This is a genomic window from Novosphingobium sp. (assembly GCF_965228995.1).
Lineage (GTDB): Bacteria > Pseudomonadota > Alphaproteobacteria > Sphingomonadales > Sphingomonadaceae > Novosphingobium.
Genome location: NZ_OZ245852.1, coordinates 536,184 through 553,399, shown reverse-complemented (window position 1 = coordinate 553,399; position 17,216 = coordinate 536,184). Strand labels below are relative to the sequence as shown.

Annotated in this window: 15 protein-coding genes; 12 read left to right on the top strand and 3 right to left on the bottom strand. The window is 65.8% G+C overall.

Annotated elements, in window-relative coordinates:
* Positions 1 to 152 precede the first annotated feature (152 nt).
* Positions 153 to 1,154, top strand: coding sequence for an adenosine kinase (locus tag ACO056_RS02435; RefSeq protein WP_421851305.1), 1,002 nt, complete (start codon positions 153 to 155; stop codon positions 1,152 to 1,154).
* Positions 1,155 to 1,158: 4 nt separating this feature from the next.
* Here the strand turns inward: ACO056_RS02435 and purD are convergent, their stop codons facing one another.
* A complete protein-coding gene (purD, locus tag ACO056_RS02430; protein ID WP_421851302.1) occupies positions 1,159 to 2,451 on the bottom strand; it encodes a phosphoribosylamine--glycine ligase in 1,293 nt (430 codons plus the stop codon).
* Here purD and xseA point away from each other — a divergent pair.
* The 5 genes from xseA (at position 2,450) to ACO056_RS02405 (ending at position 10,166) form a co-directional block, all read left to right on the top strand.
* Positions 2,450 to 3,919: an exodeoxyribonuclease VII large subunit gene (gene xseA / locus ACO056_RS02425; RefSeq protein WP_421851299.1), complete on the top strand. Its 1,470-nt coding sequence runs from the start codon at positions 2,450 to 2,452 to the stop codon at positions 3,917 to 3,919. The genes purD and xseA overlap by 2 nt on opposite strands.
* A 42-nt stretch (positions 3,920 to 3,961) precedes the next feature.
* Complete coding sequence (locus ACO056_RS02420; RefSeq protein ID WP_421851296.1) at positions 3,962 to 4,165, top strand: DUF2093 domain-containing protein; 204 nt, start codon at positions 3,962 to 3,964, stop codon at positions 4,163 to 4,165.
* Between the two features lie 134 nt (positions 4,166 to 4,299).
* Positions 4,300 to 5,100, top strand: a complete 801-nt coding sequence (locus tag ACO056_RS02415) for a M23 family metallopeptidase (RefSeq protein ID WP_421851293.1) — start codon at positions 4,300 to 4,302, stop codon at positions 5,098 to 5,100.
* Between the two features lie 357 nt (positions 5,101 to 5,457).
* Positions 5,458 to 8,481, top strand: a complete 3,024-nt coding sequence (locus tag ACO056_RS02410) for a TonB-dependent receptor domain-containing protein (RefSeq protein WP_421851290.1) — start codon at positions 5,458 to 5,460, stop codon at positions 8,479 to 8,481.
* A 113-nt stretch (positions 8,482 to 8,594) separates the two neighbouring features.
* Positions 8,595 to 10,166 (top strand): sulfotransferase, encoded by a 1,572-nt coding sequence (locus ACO056_RS02405; protein WP_421851287.1) that lies wholly within the window; start codon positions 8,595 to 8,597, stop codon positions 10,164 to 10,166.
* Here the strand turns inward: ACO056_RS02405 and ACO056_RS02400 are convergent.
* The gene (locus ACO056_RS02400) at positions 10,154 to 11,194 is read right to left on the bottom strand and encodes a hypothetical protein (protein WP_421851284.1); all 1,041 of its coding nucleotides are present in this window, start codon (positions 11,192 to 11,194) and stop codon (positions 10,154 to 10,156) included. The two genes, ACO056_RS02405 and ACO056_RS02400, sit on opposite strands and share 13 nt — an antisense overlap.
* A gap of 79 nt (positions 11,195 to 11,273) precedes the next feature.
* On the opposite strand from ACO056_RS02400, the gene ACO056_RS02395 reads away from it, so the two are divergent.
* The 6 genes from ACO056_RS02395 (at position 11,274) to dxs (ending at position 16,456) form a co-directional block, all read left to right on the top strand.
* A complete protein-coding gene (locus tag ACO056_RS02395) occupies positions 11,274 to 12,449 on the top strand; it encodes an aspartyl/asparaginyl beta-hydroxylase domain-containing protein (RefSeq protein ID WP_421851281.1) in 1,176 nt (391 codons plus the stop codon).
* Positions 12,450 to 12,533: 84 nt separating this feature from the next.
* The gene (locus ACO056_RS02390; protein ID WP_421851278.1) at positions 12,534 to 12,836 is read left to right on the top strand and encodes a hypothetical protein; all 303 of its coding nucleotides are present in this window, start codon (positions 12,534 to 12,536) and stop codon (positions 12,834 to 12,836) included.
* A gap of 267 nt (positions 12,837 to 13,103) precedes the next feature.
* On the top strand, positions 13,104 to 13,244 hold the full coding sequence (locus tag ACO056_RS02385; RefSeq protein WP_421851275.1) for a hypothetical protein: 141 nt from the start codon (positions 13,104 to 13,106) through the stop codon (positions 13,242 to 13,244).
* Positions 13,241 to 13,918 carry a peptide-methionine (S)-S-oxide reductase MsrA gene (msrA, locus tag ACO056_RS02380; RefSeq protein ID WP_421851272.1) on the top strand — a complete coding sequence of 226 codons (678 nt, stop codon included), beginning with the start codon at positions 13,241 to 13,243 and terminating at the stop codon, positions 13,916 to 13,918. The genes ACO056_RS02385 and msrA overlap by 4 nt, the downstream gene beginning before the upstream one ends.
* A gap of 54 nt (positions 13,919 to 13,972) precedes the next feature.
* Entirely contained in the window at positions 13,973 to 14,452 is a 480-nt protein-coding gene (locus ACO056_RS02375) for a Fur family transcriptional regulator (RefSeq protein ID WP_421851269.1), read from the top strand.
* An 84-nt stretch (positions 14,453 to 14,536) separates the two neighbouring features.
* The gene (gene dxs, locus ACO056_RS02370; protein ID WP_421851266.1) at positions 14,537 to 16,456 is read left to right on the top strand and encodes a 1-deoxy-D-xylulose-5-phosphate synthase; all 1,920 of its coding nucleotides are present in this window, start codon (positions 14,537 to 14,539) and stop codon (positions 16,454 to 16,456) included.
* A gap of 22 nt (positions 16,457 to 16,478) precedes the next feature.
* Here the strand turns inward: dxs and ACO056_RS02365 are convergent, their stop codons facing one another.
* Entirely contained in the window at positions 16,479 to 17,147 is a 669-nt protein-coding gene (locus tag ACO056_RS02365; protein ID WP_421851263.1) for an NnrU family protein, read from the bottom strand.
* Between the last annotated feature and the right edge of the window lie 69 nt (positions 17,148 to 17,216).

Below are 17,216 nucleotides of genomic sequence, written 5' to 3'. Positions count from 1 at the left end.
GCCCGGGTGAATCGCCGCTGAGCCGCGCCCTGTCAACGAATCGCCGCACGGCGCAGCGCGGCGTTGCACCATGTCGCCCCGCCCGCTACGGCCCGACACAGAGATTCACACCCGAGAGCAGCACGCCCGTGTTGCCAGTCTGGAGTTACCGGATGAGCCCTGCCCCCGCGCGTTTCGACGTCATCGCCATCGGGAATGCCATCGTCGATGTCATGGCCCCGGCCGCGGAAGTCGATATCGAACGGCTCGGTCTCGCCAAGGGCGGCATGACGCTGATCGACACGGCGCGTGCGCATGAGCTTTATGAAGCGATGGGCCCCGCGCGCGAGATTTCCGGGGGTTCTGCGGCGAACACGCTGGCGGGTCTTGCGGCGCTGGGCGCGAAATGCGGCTTCATCGGCCAGGTTGCCGATGATCAGCTCGGCGAAGTCTTTGCACACGATATCCGCGCTGGCGGGATCGCGTTCGATACGCCGGCACGCGGTGATGATCCGGCAACCGCGCGCTGCCTGATCTTCGTGACGCCCGACGGGCAGCGCACGATGAACACCTACCTCGGAGCCTCGCAGTTCCTTCCGGCGACCGCGCTCGACGAAGACACCATCGCGGCGGCTTCGGTCCTCTATCTTGAAGGCTATCTCTGGGATCCTGAAGAGCCTAGGCAGGCGATGCGCCGCGCCATCGGCGCCGCGCGCGCCGCCGGGCGTCAGGTGGCTTTCACGCTGTCCGACGGCTTCGTGATCGCCCGCCACGGCGATGATTTCCGCGCGCTTATCGAGGCGGGCGAGATCGACATCCTGTTCGCCAACGAACACGAGCTGGCAGCGTTGACCGGTGAGGATGACTTCCACGCCGGTATCGACAAGCTGGCCCCCAAGGTGCCGGTGCTGGTCGTCACCCGCAGCGAGAACGGCGCGCACGCCGTGGCGCATGGCGAGCATGTCCACGTCCCCGCCGAGCCGGTGGAGCGTGTGGTCGATACGACCGGTGCGGGCGATCTCTTCGCGGCCGGGTTCCTGTTCGGCCACGTGCGCGGTCGCAGCCTTGCGGACTGCCTCAAGCTGGGCGCGATCTGCGCCGCCGAGATCATTTCGCACTACGGTGCACGGCCCGAGGCGGACCTTGCCGCGCTCGTGGCTGAACGGGTGGGCTAAGGGTTCAGGCCTGCCGCGCCAGCTCGCGCCAGCCTATATCGCTGCGCGAGAAGCCGTCGCCGAAACGGATCTCCGCCAGCGCGGCGTAAGCGCGGTCGCGCGCCTGCCGCAGAGTTGCACCACTCGCCGTGACGTTGAGCACGCGCCCGCCCCTGGCGACGAGCTTGCCTTCTGCCGTTTCAGAAGTACCTGCGTGGAACACCTTGGCGCCGTGCGCTTCGGCAGCGGGGATGTTTTCGATTGTGCCGCCACTTGCAGGCGCGGCGGGATAGCCCCTGGCTGCCATGACGACGGTGATCGCGCTTTCGGCTGACAGCGCAGGCGTGGGGGTTCCTGCCAATTCGCCCCGCGCGCAGGCATCGAGCAGCGCCACGAGATCGCTTTCCAGCCGCATCATCAGCACCTGGCATTCAGGATCGCCAAAGCGGCAATTGTATTCGATCAGTTTGGGGCCGTTCGCCGTCAGCATCAACCCGGCGAACAGCACGCCCGAATAGGGCATACCGGCATCCGCCATGGCCTTGACGGTGGGGGCGATGATCTCGGTCATGGCGCGGGCTTCGAGCTCTGCCGTGAGCACTGGCGCCGGGCTGTAGGCGCCCATTCCGCCGGTGTTGGGGCCAGTATCGCCCTCACCCACCCGCTTGTGATCCTGCGCCGAGCCGAACAGGGCGATGGCGCTGCCATCGGTGAGCGCGAAGAGGCTCACTTCCTCTCCCTCGAGGAATTCCTCGATCACCACTTCGGCCCCCGCCCCGCCGAAAGCGCCGCCGAACATGTCATCGATCGCGGCGGCGGCCTCCTCGGCCGTCTGGGCGATGACCACGCCTTTGCCTGCCGCCAAGCCATCAGCCTTGATCACCACCGGCAGAGAGAACCCGGTCAGCGCGGCGTGGGCGTCTGCGGCGGTCTTTGCTCGGACATAGCCGGCGGTTGGAATCCCGGCGCGGGTGCACATGTCCTTGGTGAAACCCTTGGAGCCTTCGAGCTGGGCTGCGGCCTTGCCCGGCCCGAACACCGCAATACCGGCGCTGCGCAGCGAATCGGCAAGGCCATCGACCAGAGGCGCTTCGGGGCCGACGACCACGAGCGCGATCGCATGTTCTGCGCAGAACGCGGCAACAGCGGCGTGGTCGGTGAGCGTGAGCTCTACGCAGCCGCCCTCCCTTGCCCCGATGACCTCGGCGATGCCGGGGTTCCCCGGCGCCGCCCACAGCTGCGCGCAACGCGGCGATTGCGCGAGCTTCCATGCCAGCGCATGTTCGCGTCCGCCCGAGCCGATGAGCAGGATATTCATGCCAGACATGCCGCCTTACCGTGAAGAAGATGCTGGGCTGTTAGCCGTACAGACCGCAGGCGACAACGCCCCGGCGCTTTCGATCAGCGAGATTTCCCAGCTGCTCAAGCGGACGGTCGAGGACCGCTTCGGGTTCGTGCGCGTGCGCGGCGAGCTTTCGGGCGTGAAGCGGGCGGCTTCGGGGCACCTCTACCTCAGCCTCAAGGACGAGAACGCGCGGCTCGACGGGGTGATGTGGCGCGGCGGCGCGCAGCGGCTGGGCTTCGTGCCGGAAGACGGCGTCGAGGTGATCGCGACCGGCAAGCTGACGACCTATCCGGGACGTTCCAACTACCAGATCGTGATCGAGCGGATGGAAGTGGCCGGCGAAGGGGCGCTGCTGGCGCTGCTTGCCAAGACCAAGGCGCGGCTGGAAGCGGAAGGCCTGTTCGCGCCTGCGCGCAAGCGGCCCCTGCCCTATCTGCCGCGCGTCATCGGCGTAGTCACTTCGCCCACTGGCGCGGTGATTCGCGATATCCTGCACCGGCTTCGCGACCGGTTTCCCACTCATGTCGTGGTCTGGCCCGTGCTGGTGCAGGGACCGGGCGCGGCGGCGCAGATCGCGGCTGCCGTCCGCGGCTTTTCGGCGCTGGAGCCGGGCGGTCCGGTGCCTCGCCCCGATCTGGTGATCGTCGCGCGCGGGGGCGGCTCGATCGAGGACCTGTGGTGCTTCAACGACGAGGACGTGGTCCGCGCGATCGCCGCGAGCACGATCCCGACAATCAGCGCGGTGGGGCACGAAACCGACACCACGCTGGCCGATTTTGCGGCCGACGTGCGTGCCCCGACGCCGACTGCGGCAGCCGAGATCGCGGTGCCCGTGCGCGGCGAATTGATGGCGGCTCTAGCGGACTTGCACGCCCGCAAGAGCCGCGCGGTGGTGCGGCTGCTCAGCCTGTCGCGCGAACGTCTGGAACAAAGGGCGCGGCGGCTCCCCCAGCCGCAGGCCCTGCTTGAGGGACAAGCGCAGCGACTCGACGATCTCGGCGACCGGCTGCGCCGCGCGCTGGTGCACCGGACAGGCCTCGCCGCCACGCAGCTGGCGCAGCGCGCAGCGGGGCTAAGGCCCGCCGTGCTCGAGGCGCGGCTGCGGCAGGGGCAGGACCGGCTTGCCGCGCAGCGTCTGCGGCCCGCGCTGGTGCTGCAGCGGATCGAGGCGGCGCGGACCGGGCTCGCCGCGCTGGACCGGGTGCGGCGTTCGCTCGATCCCAAGGCACCGCTGCGGCGCGGTTATGTACTGGTGACCGATGCTAACGGACAGCTGGTCCGTTCGCACAAGGTGGCCGAGGCGGCGGGCCTGCTTCGCCTAGAATTCAGCGACGGGCTGCTCGATGTCGTGCCCGGAAGCGCACCGCCCTCCGCCGCTCCTCGTCCCGCGCCGAAACCGCGTGGGCCCGCGCCGGGGGATACGCAGCCGAAATTGCTTTGAGCCGAAATTGCTTTGCGGGGCATCACGCACTAGATTGTCCGCATGCTGATGAATCCTGCCAACCGCCTCGCGCGCCTGCACTACCTGCCTAGCCATTTCCGCCAGATCAGTGCGGGCGATCACGTGCTCTGCGCAGTGAGCGGCGCGCGCATCGGCCTCGACATGTTGCGCTATTGGAGCGTGGAGCGGCAGGAAGCCTACGCCAGCGCCGAAATCGCGACGCGCCGCTTGCTCGGCGAGGAATGATCCGGCCGGGGATGTCTCCCCTGGGCGCTGCCATGCGCGGCGCGCTTTCTGCCATCGCTGTGCTGGGCGCATGTGGCGCGAGCCAGGGGCCCGCCTTATCCGCTCCGCCCGCGGTTCCACAGCCCGCCAAATTGTTGGCCCAACCCGCCCCCGATCCGGCGACGGTCGCTGTCGGCGGCGTCCAGTATCGCGGAAAGTTGACGCAGGGCGGCCGGATCCGCGGCATCGCCCCGGCCGGCACGCGAAGCGTCGCGCTGGCCGGAACATCGCTTCCGCTGGCAAGCGACGGCACGTTCTTCGCCGCCTTTGATCGCGATGCGCCCGCAAGCCTCGCCCTCACGGTGACGGCAGCCGATGGCTTCTCGCTTTCCACCGAACTCGCCGTGGCCCCGCGCAGCTGGCGCATCGAAGCCGTCAATGTGGCCAAGCGTCCCGGCGCGCTGCCCGATGCCGAGTTCAAGCTCAAGCGCGCAGCGGAACTAGGCCGAATCGGTGCGGCGCGCGCGAAGGGCAGCGGCGCAGACGGGTGGCGCCAATCCATGATCTGGCCGGCAATCGGCCGCATTTCCGGTGAATTCGGCGCGCAGCGGATCTATCGCGGTGAACCCGGTGCTTATCATGCCGGCGTTGATCTCGCCGCGCCGCAGGGTGCGGAGATTCGCGCGCCGGCCGACGGGGTGGTGACACTGGCCGCCAATGATGCGCCCTTCACGCTCGAAGGGCATCTGCTGATCCTCGACCACGGCATGGGGCTCACGTCAGCGTTCCTCCATTGCTCCGATCTGGTGGTGCATGAGGGTGACACCGTCACTCAGGGTCAGCTGATCGGACACGTGGGCATGACCGGCCGCGCAACCGGTCCTCATTTGCATTGGGCGCTGACCTGGCACGGGCGGCGGCTGGATCCGCAGCTGTTTGCGCTCCCAGCGCGTTGAATCTGCAGGGCTGCGCACATTTCTTTCCTGAAAACGCAGACATATCGCAAAAAATTATCGCAGGACCGATCCGGATGTAATTAACGAGCGCATCCGGTTCTACCCAGTATGACAGCCTTGCGTTGCGAACTGCTGACAGCCTGTTGCAATCTCGCCACACAAGAGGGACGTTTTGATGTTAGCATGCAGAACCTCCTTCCAAGAACCCGGCTAAATCTCCCAGTAAGCCTCATCGTTCCTCGCAGATCGAATGTCATCTTCCGTGCCCGGCGCAGACTGGGCGAGAGACAGTTTCGATAGAGGGGCTTCTTCCGGCGGTCTTGGGGATCGAGGCCGCCCATTGAAGGGACTGGACACGTGAAGACCAACAACAACGCCGCCTTGAAGGCGGGTGCCGCGCCTTTCGCACTCGCGCTGGCGCTCGCTTCTGCCCCCGCTTTCGCACAGCAGGCCGCTCCGCAGGCTGACGCCGCTACCGAGACGAGCGAGCCGACCGCGATCGTCGTGACCGGCAGCCTCATCCGCAACCCCAACCTGGTTCAGGCCAACCCCGTCAACGTCACCACGTCCGAGGAAATCCAGCTCAAGCAGTCGAACACGGCTGAAGAAGTTCTGCGCGATGTTCCGGGCATTGTTCCGAACCTCGGCTCGGCCGTGAACAACGGTTCGACCGGTGCTTCGTACGTCGATCTTCGCGGCCTCGGCTCGAACCGCAACGTCGTCCTGCTTGATGGCCAGCGCATCGTTCCGTTCGGCCTGTCGGGCGTGGTCGATCTCAACAGCATCCCGCTCGCGCTGGTCGACCGTGTCGACGCGCTGACCGGTGCAGCCGTGACGACCTATGGCGCGGACGCGATCACCGGCGTGGTCAACTTCGTCACCAAGAAGCACTTCACCGGCATGGATCTGACGGTCAGCGACCAGATCACTCAGCGCGGTGACGGCAACTATTTCCGTGGCGACCTGACCGTCGGTTCCGACTTCGCGGATGACCGCGGCAACGCGGTCCTGAGCCTCGGCTACCAGGATGCCAACCCGGTTTATCAGGGCGATCGCGATTTCTCGCGGACCGCGATCGACAGCTTCTCGGGCACCGCTGGTGGTTCGGGTACGCCGACCCCGGCGCGCATCTCGCTGCAGGATCAGGGGACCTCGAACTCGATCGACCCGGCGACCGGCAAGATCGTCAAGGGCTACATTCCCTACAACTTCAACCCGTTCAACCTGCTCCAGACCGGGTACAAGCGGTACAACATCTTCGCGCAGGCCAACTACCAGGTTTCGGACGCGATCGAAGTCTACACCCGCGCGCTGTTCACCAAGACCAAGATCCTTTCGGTTCTTGCGCCGGGTGGTTCGTTCTCGACCAACGTCGATATTCCGCTCAGCAACCCATTCCTGCCCGACGCGGCTCGTCTGCAACTTTGCGCAGGCAACCGTGCAGCCAACTTCCACGGTGCGATCGCGGCAACGGAAACCACCCCAGCCCTCGCCGCGTCGCCGCTCACCCTGGACGAGTGCAACGCCGCCGCGAACGCCAACAGCCCGTCTGACCCGAATTATCGGACGATCAACACCACCATTCGTCGCCGTACGCCCGAAGCCGGTACCCGCGATTACCGGTTCAGCACGACCACGTTCGACGTGATGTTCGGTTTCCGCGGCAAGATCACCGATCACCTCGATTGGGATCTCCACGGTTCCTACGGTGAGAACGAAAACTCGCAGGTCATCTCGGGTTACCTGCGCACGTCGCGTCTGAAGGAGGCTCTGCTTGCCACCAAGACCGGCTGCGTCAGCGGCAACGCCGCCTGCGTGCCGTTCAATCTGTTTGGCCCGACCGGGTCGATCACGCCGGAAATGGTCGCCTTCCTCACGGCGCCCTCCACCACCTCGATCAAGACCAGCCTCGCGCAGGTTCATGGTCAGGTTTCGGGTGACCTCGGCTTCAGCTCGCCTGCGGCCTCCACTCCGATCAGCATCGGCGTCGGCGGTGAATTCCGCAGCTACACGGCGAGCCAGGATGCGGACGTGCTCTCGACCATTCCGGGCGAGTTCAGCGGTACGAGCGGGTCGACCCCGATCTATCACGGCGCCTACAAGTCTTACGAAGGCTTCGCCGAACTGATCGCGCCGCTGGTTGAAGACAAGCCCGGGTTCAAGAGCCTGACGGTTGAAGGCGGCGTGCGCTATTCGTCTTACTCGGTCCAGGGCCGCGTCACGAAGCCGAATACGACCACCTACAAGGCCGGTCTCTCGTGGGAGCCTACCGACGGTATCAAGTTCCGCGCGAACTATGCCCGCGCCGTGCGCGCTCCGAACATCCTCGAGCTGTTCCTTCCCAGCACGACGCAGCTGACCAACCTCTCGGTTGATCCGTGCGCCGGCGCTGCTCCGCTGACCAACGCCACGCTCAAGGCAGTCTGCATCGCGCAGGGTGCTCCGGCCAACGTGATTGGCCAGATCAGCCAGCCCTCGGGCGGCCAGGCCAACTACTACGGCGGCGGCAACATCAACCTGAACCCGGAAAAGGCCAACACCTGGACCGGCGGCGTTGTTCTGCAGCCCTCGCAGGTGCCCGGGCTCAACCTCTCGGTCGATTACTACAGCATCAAGGTGAACAACGTCATCGGCACGCCGCTGCCGGGTGACGCGCTGTCGGCTTGCTTCAACAACCCCGATCCGGCCAGCGCCGCGTGCCTTGCGATCCGCCGCGATCCCAAGACCGGCGGTCTTGACGGTGACGCCTCGACCACTCCGGGTCTGCCGCTGAACTACAGCAACCTGGGCCGTCTCGACACGGCCGGTATCGATCTCACGATCAACTATCGGCACACGTTCGGTGCGGTGAAGTGGACGCTTGGCATCACGGGCAACCACACCCTGCACTCGCGCTACCAGGCCACTCCGACCTCGGTTAACCGCGAATGCGTGGGTTACTACTCGATCAATTGCTCGTTCACCGGCTCGCTGCAGCCCAAGTGGCAGTGGTCGGTCCGCAACACCTTCTCGGTGGGCGGCTTGGATGCCTCGCTGCTTTGGCGCCACCTCTCCGGCTTCAAGCAGGAGCCGCAGTCGATCCTCGAAGGTTCGGCGACCGAAGCGTTCCATGGCACGCTTGGCAATGATTTTGGTTCGCTTTCCGGCCAGACCGTCGATTTCCGTCGTACGCCTTCGTACAACATCTTCGACCTGACCACGCGCTTCAAGGTCAACGACAACTACGCGTTCACCTTCGCCGTGCAGAACCTGTTCGACAAGGGCGCGCCGCTGACCGGCTACAACATCGGTTCGACGACGTTCAACAGCGGCAACACCTACCCCTCGACCTACGATACTCTGGGTCGTCGCTTCGCAGTGTCGTTCAACGTCAAGTACTGAGCCTCACAGAAGCTTACCGGGTAAAATCGGGGGCGGGCAGCAATGCCCGCCCCCTTTTTGTGCGAGCGCCGGACCCTTGACCGCAGGCGCCGTGCATCCGATGGCTGGGCATCATGGCCGAAGACCTTGAAATTGCCGCCCGCCGTGCCGCCGCTGCCCTTGGTGCCGGGCGCGGAACTGCGGCGGATCTCACCACATTAGGCTGGTACCGTGTCCTGTCCGGCGAAGCCGGCGAGGCCGCTGCACTGTTCGAACGCGCGATCGCGCTGAACCCGCGCGAGGTAGAGGCCATGGTCGGCCTCGCCAGTCTGCACAGAACCGCTGGCCGCCTGCGCGATGCTGCGCTTTCCTGCGATGCCGCGCTCGCCATTGTTCCGGAATATGCCGAGGCCTGGCTTGAGCGGGCCTATGTCATGGCAGCAGGCGGGGCGATGAACGAGGCCAGGCGCTGCTACGGCGAAGTCCTCGCCCATGCGCCGGTGCATGGCGCCCACCGGGCGGCGGCGCATGCGGGGATGGCCACGATTGCCGCGCGGGACGGTGAAGCCGAGGGTGGACGCCGCCATGCCCACGCGGCGCTCGCGATCGATGCTGGCAATACCGGAGCCGTAGCCGCGCTGGCGACGATCGAGCTCGAAGCGGGCGACGCGCAGACCGCGCACGACCTTGTGGAGCCAGCCCTCGCACGGATGGCCGCCCCCTCGCTTGAGCGCATGGAACTGCTCCACACACTCGGCGACGCCTGCAACCGCCTGCGCGACCATCCCGCCGCCTTCGCCGCCTACGGCCGCGCGAAGCAGGACTTTGCGGCGATCCACGCCGCAACTTTCGCGGGAAGGCCGCCTCACCGGGAGTTCATCGACGGCGTCGCGGAAGGGCTGGCCGCGATGGACCTCTCCGGCTGGCCCGGTACCTCAACGCCGGGCGTGAATGCGCATATCTTCGTGCTTGGCTATCCGCGCAGCGGCAACACGCTACTCGAGAATGTGCTGGCCTCGCTCCCCGGCACGGCCGCGATCGAGGAAATGCCGACACTGCGCGAGGCAGACATGGCCTTTCTGGCCGAACCCGGCGCGCTTGCGCAGTTCGCCCGCCTCGATGAAGCGGCGCTCGCGCCCTATCGCACCGCCTATTGGCAGCGGGCGGGCCAGACATTGGGACGAGATCCTGCAGGCAGCAGCCTCGTCGACATGGATCCGCTCAAGTCCATCCGTTTGCCGCTCATCGCGCGGCTGTTTCCTGCGGCCAGGGTGCTGCTGGTGCGCCGCGATCCGCGCGATGTGGTGTGGAGCTGCTTTCGCACCAGCTTCGCGCTGACCAATGCGGCGATGGATTTCACCACGCTGGAGGGGGCCGCGCGGCATTATGATGCGCTGATGCGGCTGACCGAGGCGGCGCTCGCCAGATTACCCATGGCCGTGCTCGAAGTGCCCTATCACCGCATGGTGCAGGATTTTGATGCCATGACGCTCGAGATTTGCCGGTTCGCCGGCCTCGAATGGACCGAGGATCTCAAGCGCTTCGACCGCACCGCCCGCGCACGCGGCGTTTCGACAGCCAGCGCGCGGCAAGTCCGGCGCGGGCTGTTCGACGGTACCCGCCAGTGGGAACCCTATGCTGAATATCTCGCGCCGGTCATGCCGATCCTTCAGCCGTGGATCGAGAAGCTGGGTTACGCGGCCTGAAGTAGCGGGCTGGGTGCATCCATGGCGATGCCGACCTGCTGCGCCACCTGCGCTGCCCAGTTGAGCACCATGTCGATCTCGTCGGCATGGGCCGTGCGGGCAGCAGCATATTCGTCGCGGCGCTGTGCGGGCGTGAAGGCGGCGCCGGACTTGGAATGCCGGGTGAAGGCAGGCCCCGCTGCGATCCGTTCAATGGCTGCGGGCCCGATCGCGAGGCCATAGTGCGCGGCCGCGGCGCCGATCACGCGTACCGGATCGCCGGTCAGCTGCTCCGACGTTACGGTGCGAAGCCGCGCCGGACCGACCTTGCGCGCAAGTGCGGCAAACAGGCGGTGCTGCGCGAGCCAGCCGGTCGCGGCGACTTGCAGGTCGCTCTGCCGAAAGACGTCTTCGGGCGAGATGCCGAGCGGCTGGACGATGCCTGCCCCGAGATAGCCTGCCAGCAGTTCGCGAACCCACAGACGGCAGGGCAGACCCTTGCGGACGACCGAAACAAGGAAGGTTTCGAGCGGGGCATAGAGGAACAGGGCGCGCGCATCCGGAGCCAATGCGAGCAGCAGTTCGGCAAACGGATTCAGCAAGTTGGAGGGCTTCACCACCACGCCCTCCCCTGGCGCGAAGGGCCGCGCGAGCAGGCGCAGCGCGAGGTCTGCCGCGCGGGCAACTGCGGCAGGCGGTGCGCCGCGGATGCGCATGCCGACGACGTCGTTGAGGATCACCGGCTCGGAAAGGCCCATGGCTACACCCGGCTCCGCCAGGGCGCGCGTCAGCAGGGTCGAGCCGCAGAAGGCCGAATGGAACAGCAAGCCGAGCGGAGCCTCGCCGAATTGCGCAAGGAGCGGGGCGGCGGGCACATCGACTTGCGGCGGCATGGCGCCGAAATGCGCAGCGAATTCAGCGTCGGTCAGGAAGGCCATGGCGGCATGGGCCCCGCGCGGAACGTGCGCAAACCTGACCGCATCCGTCCCTTCGACCAACCGGTGCGCGAGCCATTCGGCATCGACAGGATTGAATGCGGGGGACGCCATGGGCCAAGCTCTACGGCGCGGATTGCAACGCTGCAACGCCGCTTGCCTGACGGGCGCGACGCTGTAGACAGTTTTGACGATGACATCGCAACCCATCGACCGGGCAAGAGCCCACAACGCCAACACCCGCGCCATGGCGGCGCTGCGCGCTGGCGATGCGCCCACGGCGATCCTTGCCGCGCGAGAAGCGGCTGACGCTGATCCCGAAGCCATTTCGCTGTGGATCAATCTTGCGCTTGCCTGCCGCACGGGCGGTGACACACCCGGCGAGCGGATCGCACTGGAACGCGCCCTCGATCTCGACCGGCTCGATTTCACAGCACAGCTGCGGATGGCGCAGTTGCTCCAGCGCGAGGGCGAGGAAACCAAGGCGCTTATTGCCTGGGACGCAGTGCTGCAGCTGGCGCAGCGTTTCCCGGGTCTGCCCGATCCGGTGCGCACAGAACTGGCGGCGGGCGAGGCCTATTGCGATAAGCTGCGCGCGCGGCTGGCAGTGGCGGCGCGAGCGGCGCTGGAGGCTGTCCAGGAAGGGACTAGCGAGACAGAGCGGCGACGCATCGGTGCCTTTGCGGGCATCGCACTGGGCGAGCGGCGCATCTATCAGAATGAATGCGCAGGATTGCATTATCCTTTTCTGCCTGCCGACGAGTTCTTCGATCGTGGCCACTTCCCGTGGTTTGCGGCGCTCGAAGCCGAAGCAGGAGCAATCCGCGCCGAGCTCGACGCCTTGCTGATGGAGCCTGGTGAGGTCATCCGTCCCTATGTGCGGATGGAGCCGGGCAGCCCCGAGAACAAATGGACCCCGCTGGATGGGTCGCTCGATTGGTCTGCCTGCTTTTTGTGGGAATACGGCGTGCCCAATGCCGCAGTCATCGAACGTTGCCCGCGGACCGCCCGGATTCTTGAAAGCCTGCCGCTGGCCCGTATCCCGGGGCGGGCTCCCAATGCTTTCTTTTCGGTGCTGCGTCCGCGCAGCCGCATCCCCGCGCACACCGGGGTGACCAACACGCGTGCCATCATCCATCTGGCACTCGATGTGCCGCCCGGATGCGGCTTTCGGGTTGGCGGCGAAACGCGCGAATGGGTCGAAGGCGAGGCCTTCGCGTTTGACGACACCATCGAGCACGAGGCGTGGAATGACAGCGATGCCCGCCGGGCCGTTCTGATCATCGATGCGTGGAATCCGCATCTCAGCGAACGTGAGTGCGCCAGCATCAATGCCTACTTTGCGGCAAATGACATTGCGCTGAGTTGAGAGGCACTTGGCTTGCCTGCCCAAGGGCTGACCGCTAGAGCTTGCGTCCCAAATGACCGGTCATGATCGGAAGGAGTCCTGCCCATGATGCCGATGATGTTGTTCGCGCTTGCTGCTGCTGCGAGTGAGCCCGTTACCCTCGCGCCTCTGACGCAAGATCCCCAGAAGATGTCGCAATCCGAAATACGTGCCTACAACACCGGCCGTTCCTCCAGGGATCCCGACTATATTCGCTGCATCCGCTCGGAGACGACGGGCTCAATCGTGCGCAAGGTCGTCACGTGTCACACGAACAGCCAGTGGGCGGTCGTTGAAGGGATCGGGAACCAGAACGCCCGCGATGCCTATGGCTCCGTGCCGAGCGCAGGGACCGCGCAGTCGAATTGAAGCGCGAACGCATCGTGCGATGAAGGCCTGGCGCAAAGCAGGCCGCACTCTGGTTTGCCCAACGCGCCGCCCAGCCCGGCAAGCTGGGCCATGTCTATGGTGCTAGGCACCTTGTATTTCCCCGGCCCGTAACCATTTGCCTCAAATCGTCGAACCGCAATGCAGCGGGACTGCGCCGGGCTTCACACGCGGCACAGGATCGATGCGGTAAGGTCGATGCCGGAGCGCTGACATGCGCGTGGCAGATTCAAGGTCGGACACTTCAACATGATGCTTTTCGGTAAGGATTTCGTTCGTTCGCTGGTGCTGGGCTTTGCCGTCGGATCAGCAGCGATGGCGATCACATTCAGTGCGGATACGGCCCGTGCGGCTCCCGTCGCCGCTCCGATCGCGGTGATCGGGTCATGATCCGCGTGCGCGTCCTGATGGTGGCTGTCGCCGCCACGCTGGCCTCATCATGCCTTCAGCCAGCCCAGGCCGAGGCGGTTGTTTCGGCGCCTGCTTCGGTGGTGCAGGCCAAGGAAGCCAAGGGCCTCAAAACAGCGGTTTTCGCCGGTGGATGTTTCTGGGGTATGGAAGCGGTGTTCAGCCATGTGAAGGGCGTGAGCAGCGTGGTTTCCGGCTTTGAAGGCGGAAAGCAGGCGGATGCGCACTATGAGATCGTGAGCACCGGCACGACCGGCCATGCCGAATCCGTGCGAATCACCTATGATCCGGCCGTGGTGCGGTATGACCAGCTGCTGCAGGTGTTCTTCTCGGTGGCAAGCGATCCCACCCAGCTCAACCGCCAGTACCCTGATACCGGCACCCAGTATCGCAATGCGATTGTCCCGCAGAGCCCCGAGCAGGCGCGCGTCACGGCGGCCTATCTGGCGCAGCTCAAGAAGGCGGACCTGTGGAAGCGCCCGATCGTCACCGCGATCGAACCCAATCGCGGCTTCTTCGCGGCAGAGGACTATCATCAGGACTTCGCGCTGAAGAACCCGAACCATGGCTATATCCGCATGTGGGATGCGCCCAAGGTGGCTGCGCTGAAGCGTGTTTTCCCCGGCCTGTGGAAGCCTGATTTCACGCGCGGGTAAACCGGATCCGCGCCGGGTTTGCGATCTGGCGCAAGGCGGTTTAATTCAACCCTCATGGCGGGCCATCACAACCATCACGATTTTGCGGGCGACATGCTTGTCGATGCAGCGCGGGGCGCGTTGCAGGCGGCGGGTGAGCAGTGGACTGACATGCGCAGCGACGTGTTCGAAGCGCTGGCAGCGCACGAGAAACCGGCGTCGGCCTACGACATTGCAGAAAGCGTTGGCGCGCGGCGCGGCAAGCGGGTCGCGGCGAACAGCGTCTACCGGATACTCGACCTGTTCGTGCGCACCAATCTCGCGCGGCGGGTCGAAAGCGCGAATGCCTATGTCGCCAACAGCCATCCCGGCTGTCACCACGATTGCATCTTCCTGATCTGTGATGCCTGCGGCGAGGCGACGCATATTGACGATGATACCCTGACCGGCGCCTTGCGCGATGCTGCCCAGCGTGCGGGATTTGCGGCTGTTCGGCCAGTGGTCGAGATCCGCGGGCGCTGCGGCGCTTGCGGCGCGGAGGACAGTCCGGCCTGACCAGACGGAACAACGACCAGCCCCCTTTTACTTTCACCGCAAGACGGGTTCGACAGAGCCGATACGAGAGTGTAAGACACCTTAATGTCAAATCCGGTTACGCCGCTGCTCGATACGGTCGATACGCCTGACGACCTTCGCAAGCTTCAATCCACGCAATTGCGCCAGCTGGCGGATGAACTGCGCGATGAGATGATCGCGACGGTTGGCCAGACCGGGGGGCATCTTGGTTCGGGTCTTGGCGTGGTGGAGCTGACGACGGCGATCCACTATGTGTTCGAGACGCCGCGGGATCGGCTCATCTGGGATGTCGGCCATCAGGCCTATCCGCACAAGATCCTCACCGGCCGCCGCAGCCGGATGCGCACCTTGCGCCAGGGCGGCGGGCTATCGGGCTTCACCAAGCGCAGCGAGAGCGAGTACGATCCGTTCGGTACGGCGCATTCCTCCACCTCGATCTCGGCGGCGCTGGGCTTTGCGGTGGCCAACAAGCTCTCGGGCCAGCCGGGCAAGGCGATCGCGGTGATCGGCGACGGCGCGATGAGCGCCGGCATGGCCTACGAGGCGATGAACAACGCGGCGGCGGCGGGCAACCGCCTTGTCGTCATCCTCAACGACAACGACATGTCGATCGCGCCGCCCGTCGGCGGGCTCTCGGCCTATCTGGCGCGGCTGGTGTCCTCGCGGCCGTTCCTTGAACTGCGCGAGATGTTCAAGGCGATCTCGCGCCGCCTGCCCGAGCCGCTGCACAAGGCGGCCCGCAAGACCGACGAGTTCGCGCGCGGCATGGCGATGGGCGGCACCTTGTTCGAGGAGCTGGGCTTCTACTACGTCGGCCCGATCGACGGGCACAGCCTCGATCAGCTGATCCCGGTGCTGGAGAATGTGCGCGATGCGGCCGAAGGGCCGTGCCTTGTCCATGTCGTGACGCAGAAGGGCAAGGGCTATGCCCCGGCCGAGAACGCGGCGGACAAGTATCACGGCGTGCAGAAGTTCGATGTGATCACCGGCGAGCAGGCCAAGAGCGCTGCCGGCCCGCCGAGCTATACCAACGTCTTTGCGCAGGCCCTGCTGGCCGAGGCCGCGCGCGATGCCACCGTCTGCGCGATCACTGCGGCGATGCCTTCGGGCACCGGGCTCGACAAGTTCGCCAAGGCCTATCCCGAGCGGCTGTTCGATGTGGGCATTGCCGAGCAGCATGCCGTCACCTTCGCCGCCGGGCTGGCCGCGCAGGGCATGCGCCCGTTCTGCGCGATCTACTCGACCTTCCTGCAGCGCGCCTACGATCAGGTGGTGCACGATGTGGCGATCCAGAACCTGCCGGTGCGCTTCGCGATCGACCGCGCCGGGCTGGTCGGCGCCGACGGCGCGACGCATGCAGGCAGCTTCGACGTGACCTACCTCGCCACGCTGCCCAACATGGTGGTGATGGCCGCGGCCGACGAGGCCGAACTGGTCCACATGGTCCACACCGCCGCGATGCACGACAGCGGCCCGATCGCGTTCCGCTATCCGCGCGGCAACGGCGTGGGCGTTGAGCTGCCCGCGGTTCCCGAGCGGCTCGCAATCGGCAAGGGCCGGGTGGTGCACGAAGGCAGCAAGGTGGCGATCCTCTCGCTCGGCACGCGGCTGGGCGAGGCGCTCAAGGCGGCGGACCTGCTCGATGCCAAGGGGCTCTCCACCACGGTGGCGGACCTGCGCTTTGCCAAGCCGCTCGATGTGGCGCTGATCCGCCGGCTGATGGCCTCGCACGAGGTTGTGGTGACGGTGGAGGAAGGCTCGATCGGCGGCCTCGGCGCGCATGTGCTGACGATGGCGAGCGACGAGGGCCTGACCGACGCGGGCCTGCGCATCCGCACGATGCGCCTGCCCGACGTGTTCCAGGACCACGACGCCCCCGACAAGCAGTACGACACCGCAGGCCTCAACGCCCCCCAGATCGTCGATACCGTCCTCAAAGCCCTGCGCCACAACAGCGCTGGCGTGCAGGAAGCACGGGCTTAATCAGCGCGCGCGACCTGCTGCCTCAGTACGTATCGAACCATAGCCACAAGCCGGCGGGAATCAGCGCCAGCTTGAGGTGAAGCCACGTGAACAGCAGCCAGACAGGAATCGCGCCCAGCCAATTGAACCCGAGATGGCCAAGGGCCGCCGGGTTCGGCAGGAAAGGGGTACGCTTCATCCATACGCGCCAATCATGCCCGTAGAGCGCCACTTTCTTGGCATCCTGAGCTCGCGAGCCGATCACTGCGAGAGCGATCACACCCGTGCAGAGGATCGCGGTGCGAGCGCTTGGCGCAACAAGGATGTGCGCCACGCCCCACAGCGTGAACGCCGACATCATGGGATGGCGGGTGACCTTGAAGGCGCCATGCGGCAGTCTGGTCGAGAGGCCCGAGATATCCGTTCCCGGTAGCGCCGGATTACCGACGAGCGAGGCGAGGAACAGGGCTAGAGCCACGAGGGTAAGCACCGAGGCAAGGACCCATGGCACCAATGCCTGCCCATCCCACAATTGCGGCGTGGGCGATGCCTTTCCGAAAGCAACTACCGCACCGCTGAGCGTGACCAGCGAGACGAGGGAGTATATTCCCAGAAAGCCGCCCTGCCCCAACTGACGCACCATTCCGGCGCGCCACGGATGGGACATGAGGAGGTGTGTTCCGACAAATGCGGACATGCTCAAAGCGAGCATCAAAGTTGCTAAATCCACGGTTTAACCCCTCCGTGTGCTTATTGTTCGGTTCATGGCATGCGAGCACTT

Coding starts and splice junctions, on each gene's coding strand:
- ACO056_RS02400 (WP_421851284.1), bottom strand. CDS start 11,194: ATGGCGTCCCCCGCATTCAATCCTGTCGATGCCGAATGGCTCGCGCAC.
- ACO056_RS02385 (WP_421851275.1), top strand. CDS start 13,104: ATGATGCTTTTCGGTAAGGATTTCGTTCGTTCGCTGGTGCTGGGCTTT.
- ACO056_RS02405 (WP_421851287.1), top strand. CDS start 8,595: ATGGCCGAAGACCTTGAAATTGCCGCCCGCCGTGCCGCCGCTGCCCTT.
- ACO056_RS02395 (WP_421851281.1), top strand. CDS start 11,274: ATGACATCGCAACCCATCGACCGGGCAAGAGCCCACAACGCCAACACC.
- ACO056_RS02390 (WP_421851278.1), top strand. CDS start 12,534: ATGATGCCGATGATGTTGTTCGCGCTTGCTGCTGCTGCGAGTGAGCCC.
- ACO056_RS02375 (WP_421851269.1), top strand. CDS start 13,973: ATGGCGGGCCATCACAACCATCACGATTTTGCGGGCGACATGCTTGTC.
- dxs (WP_421851266.1), top strand. CDS start 14,537: ATGTCAAATCCGGTTACGCCGCTGCTCGATACGGTCGATACGCCTGAC.
- ACO056_RS02365 (WP_421851263.1), bottom strand. CDS start 17,147: ATGCTCGCTTTGAGCATGTCCGCATTTGTCGGAACACACCTCCTCATG.
- ACO056_RS02420 (WP_421851296.1), top strand. CDS start 3,962: ATGCTGATGAATCCTGCCAACCGCCTCGCGCGCCTGCACTACCTGCCT.
- ACO056_RS02435 (WP_421851305.1), top strand. CDS start 153: ATGAGCCCTGCCCCCGCGCGTTTCGACGTCATCGCCATCGGGAATGCC.
- purD (WP_421851302.1), bottom strand. CDS start 2,451: ATGAATATCCTGCTCATCGGCTCGGGCGGACGCGAACATGCGCTGGCA.
- xseA (WP_421851299.1), top strand. CDS start 2,450: ATGCCAGACATGCCGCCTTACCGTGAAGAAGATGCTGGGCTGTTAGCC.
- msrA (WP_421851272.1), top strand. CDS start 13,241: ATGATCCGCGTGCGCGTCCTGATGGTGGCTGTCGCCGCCACGCTGGCC.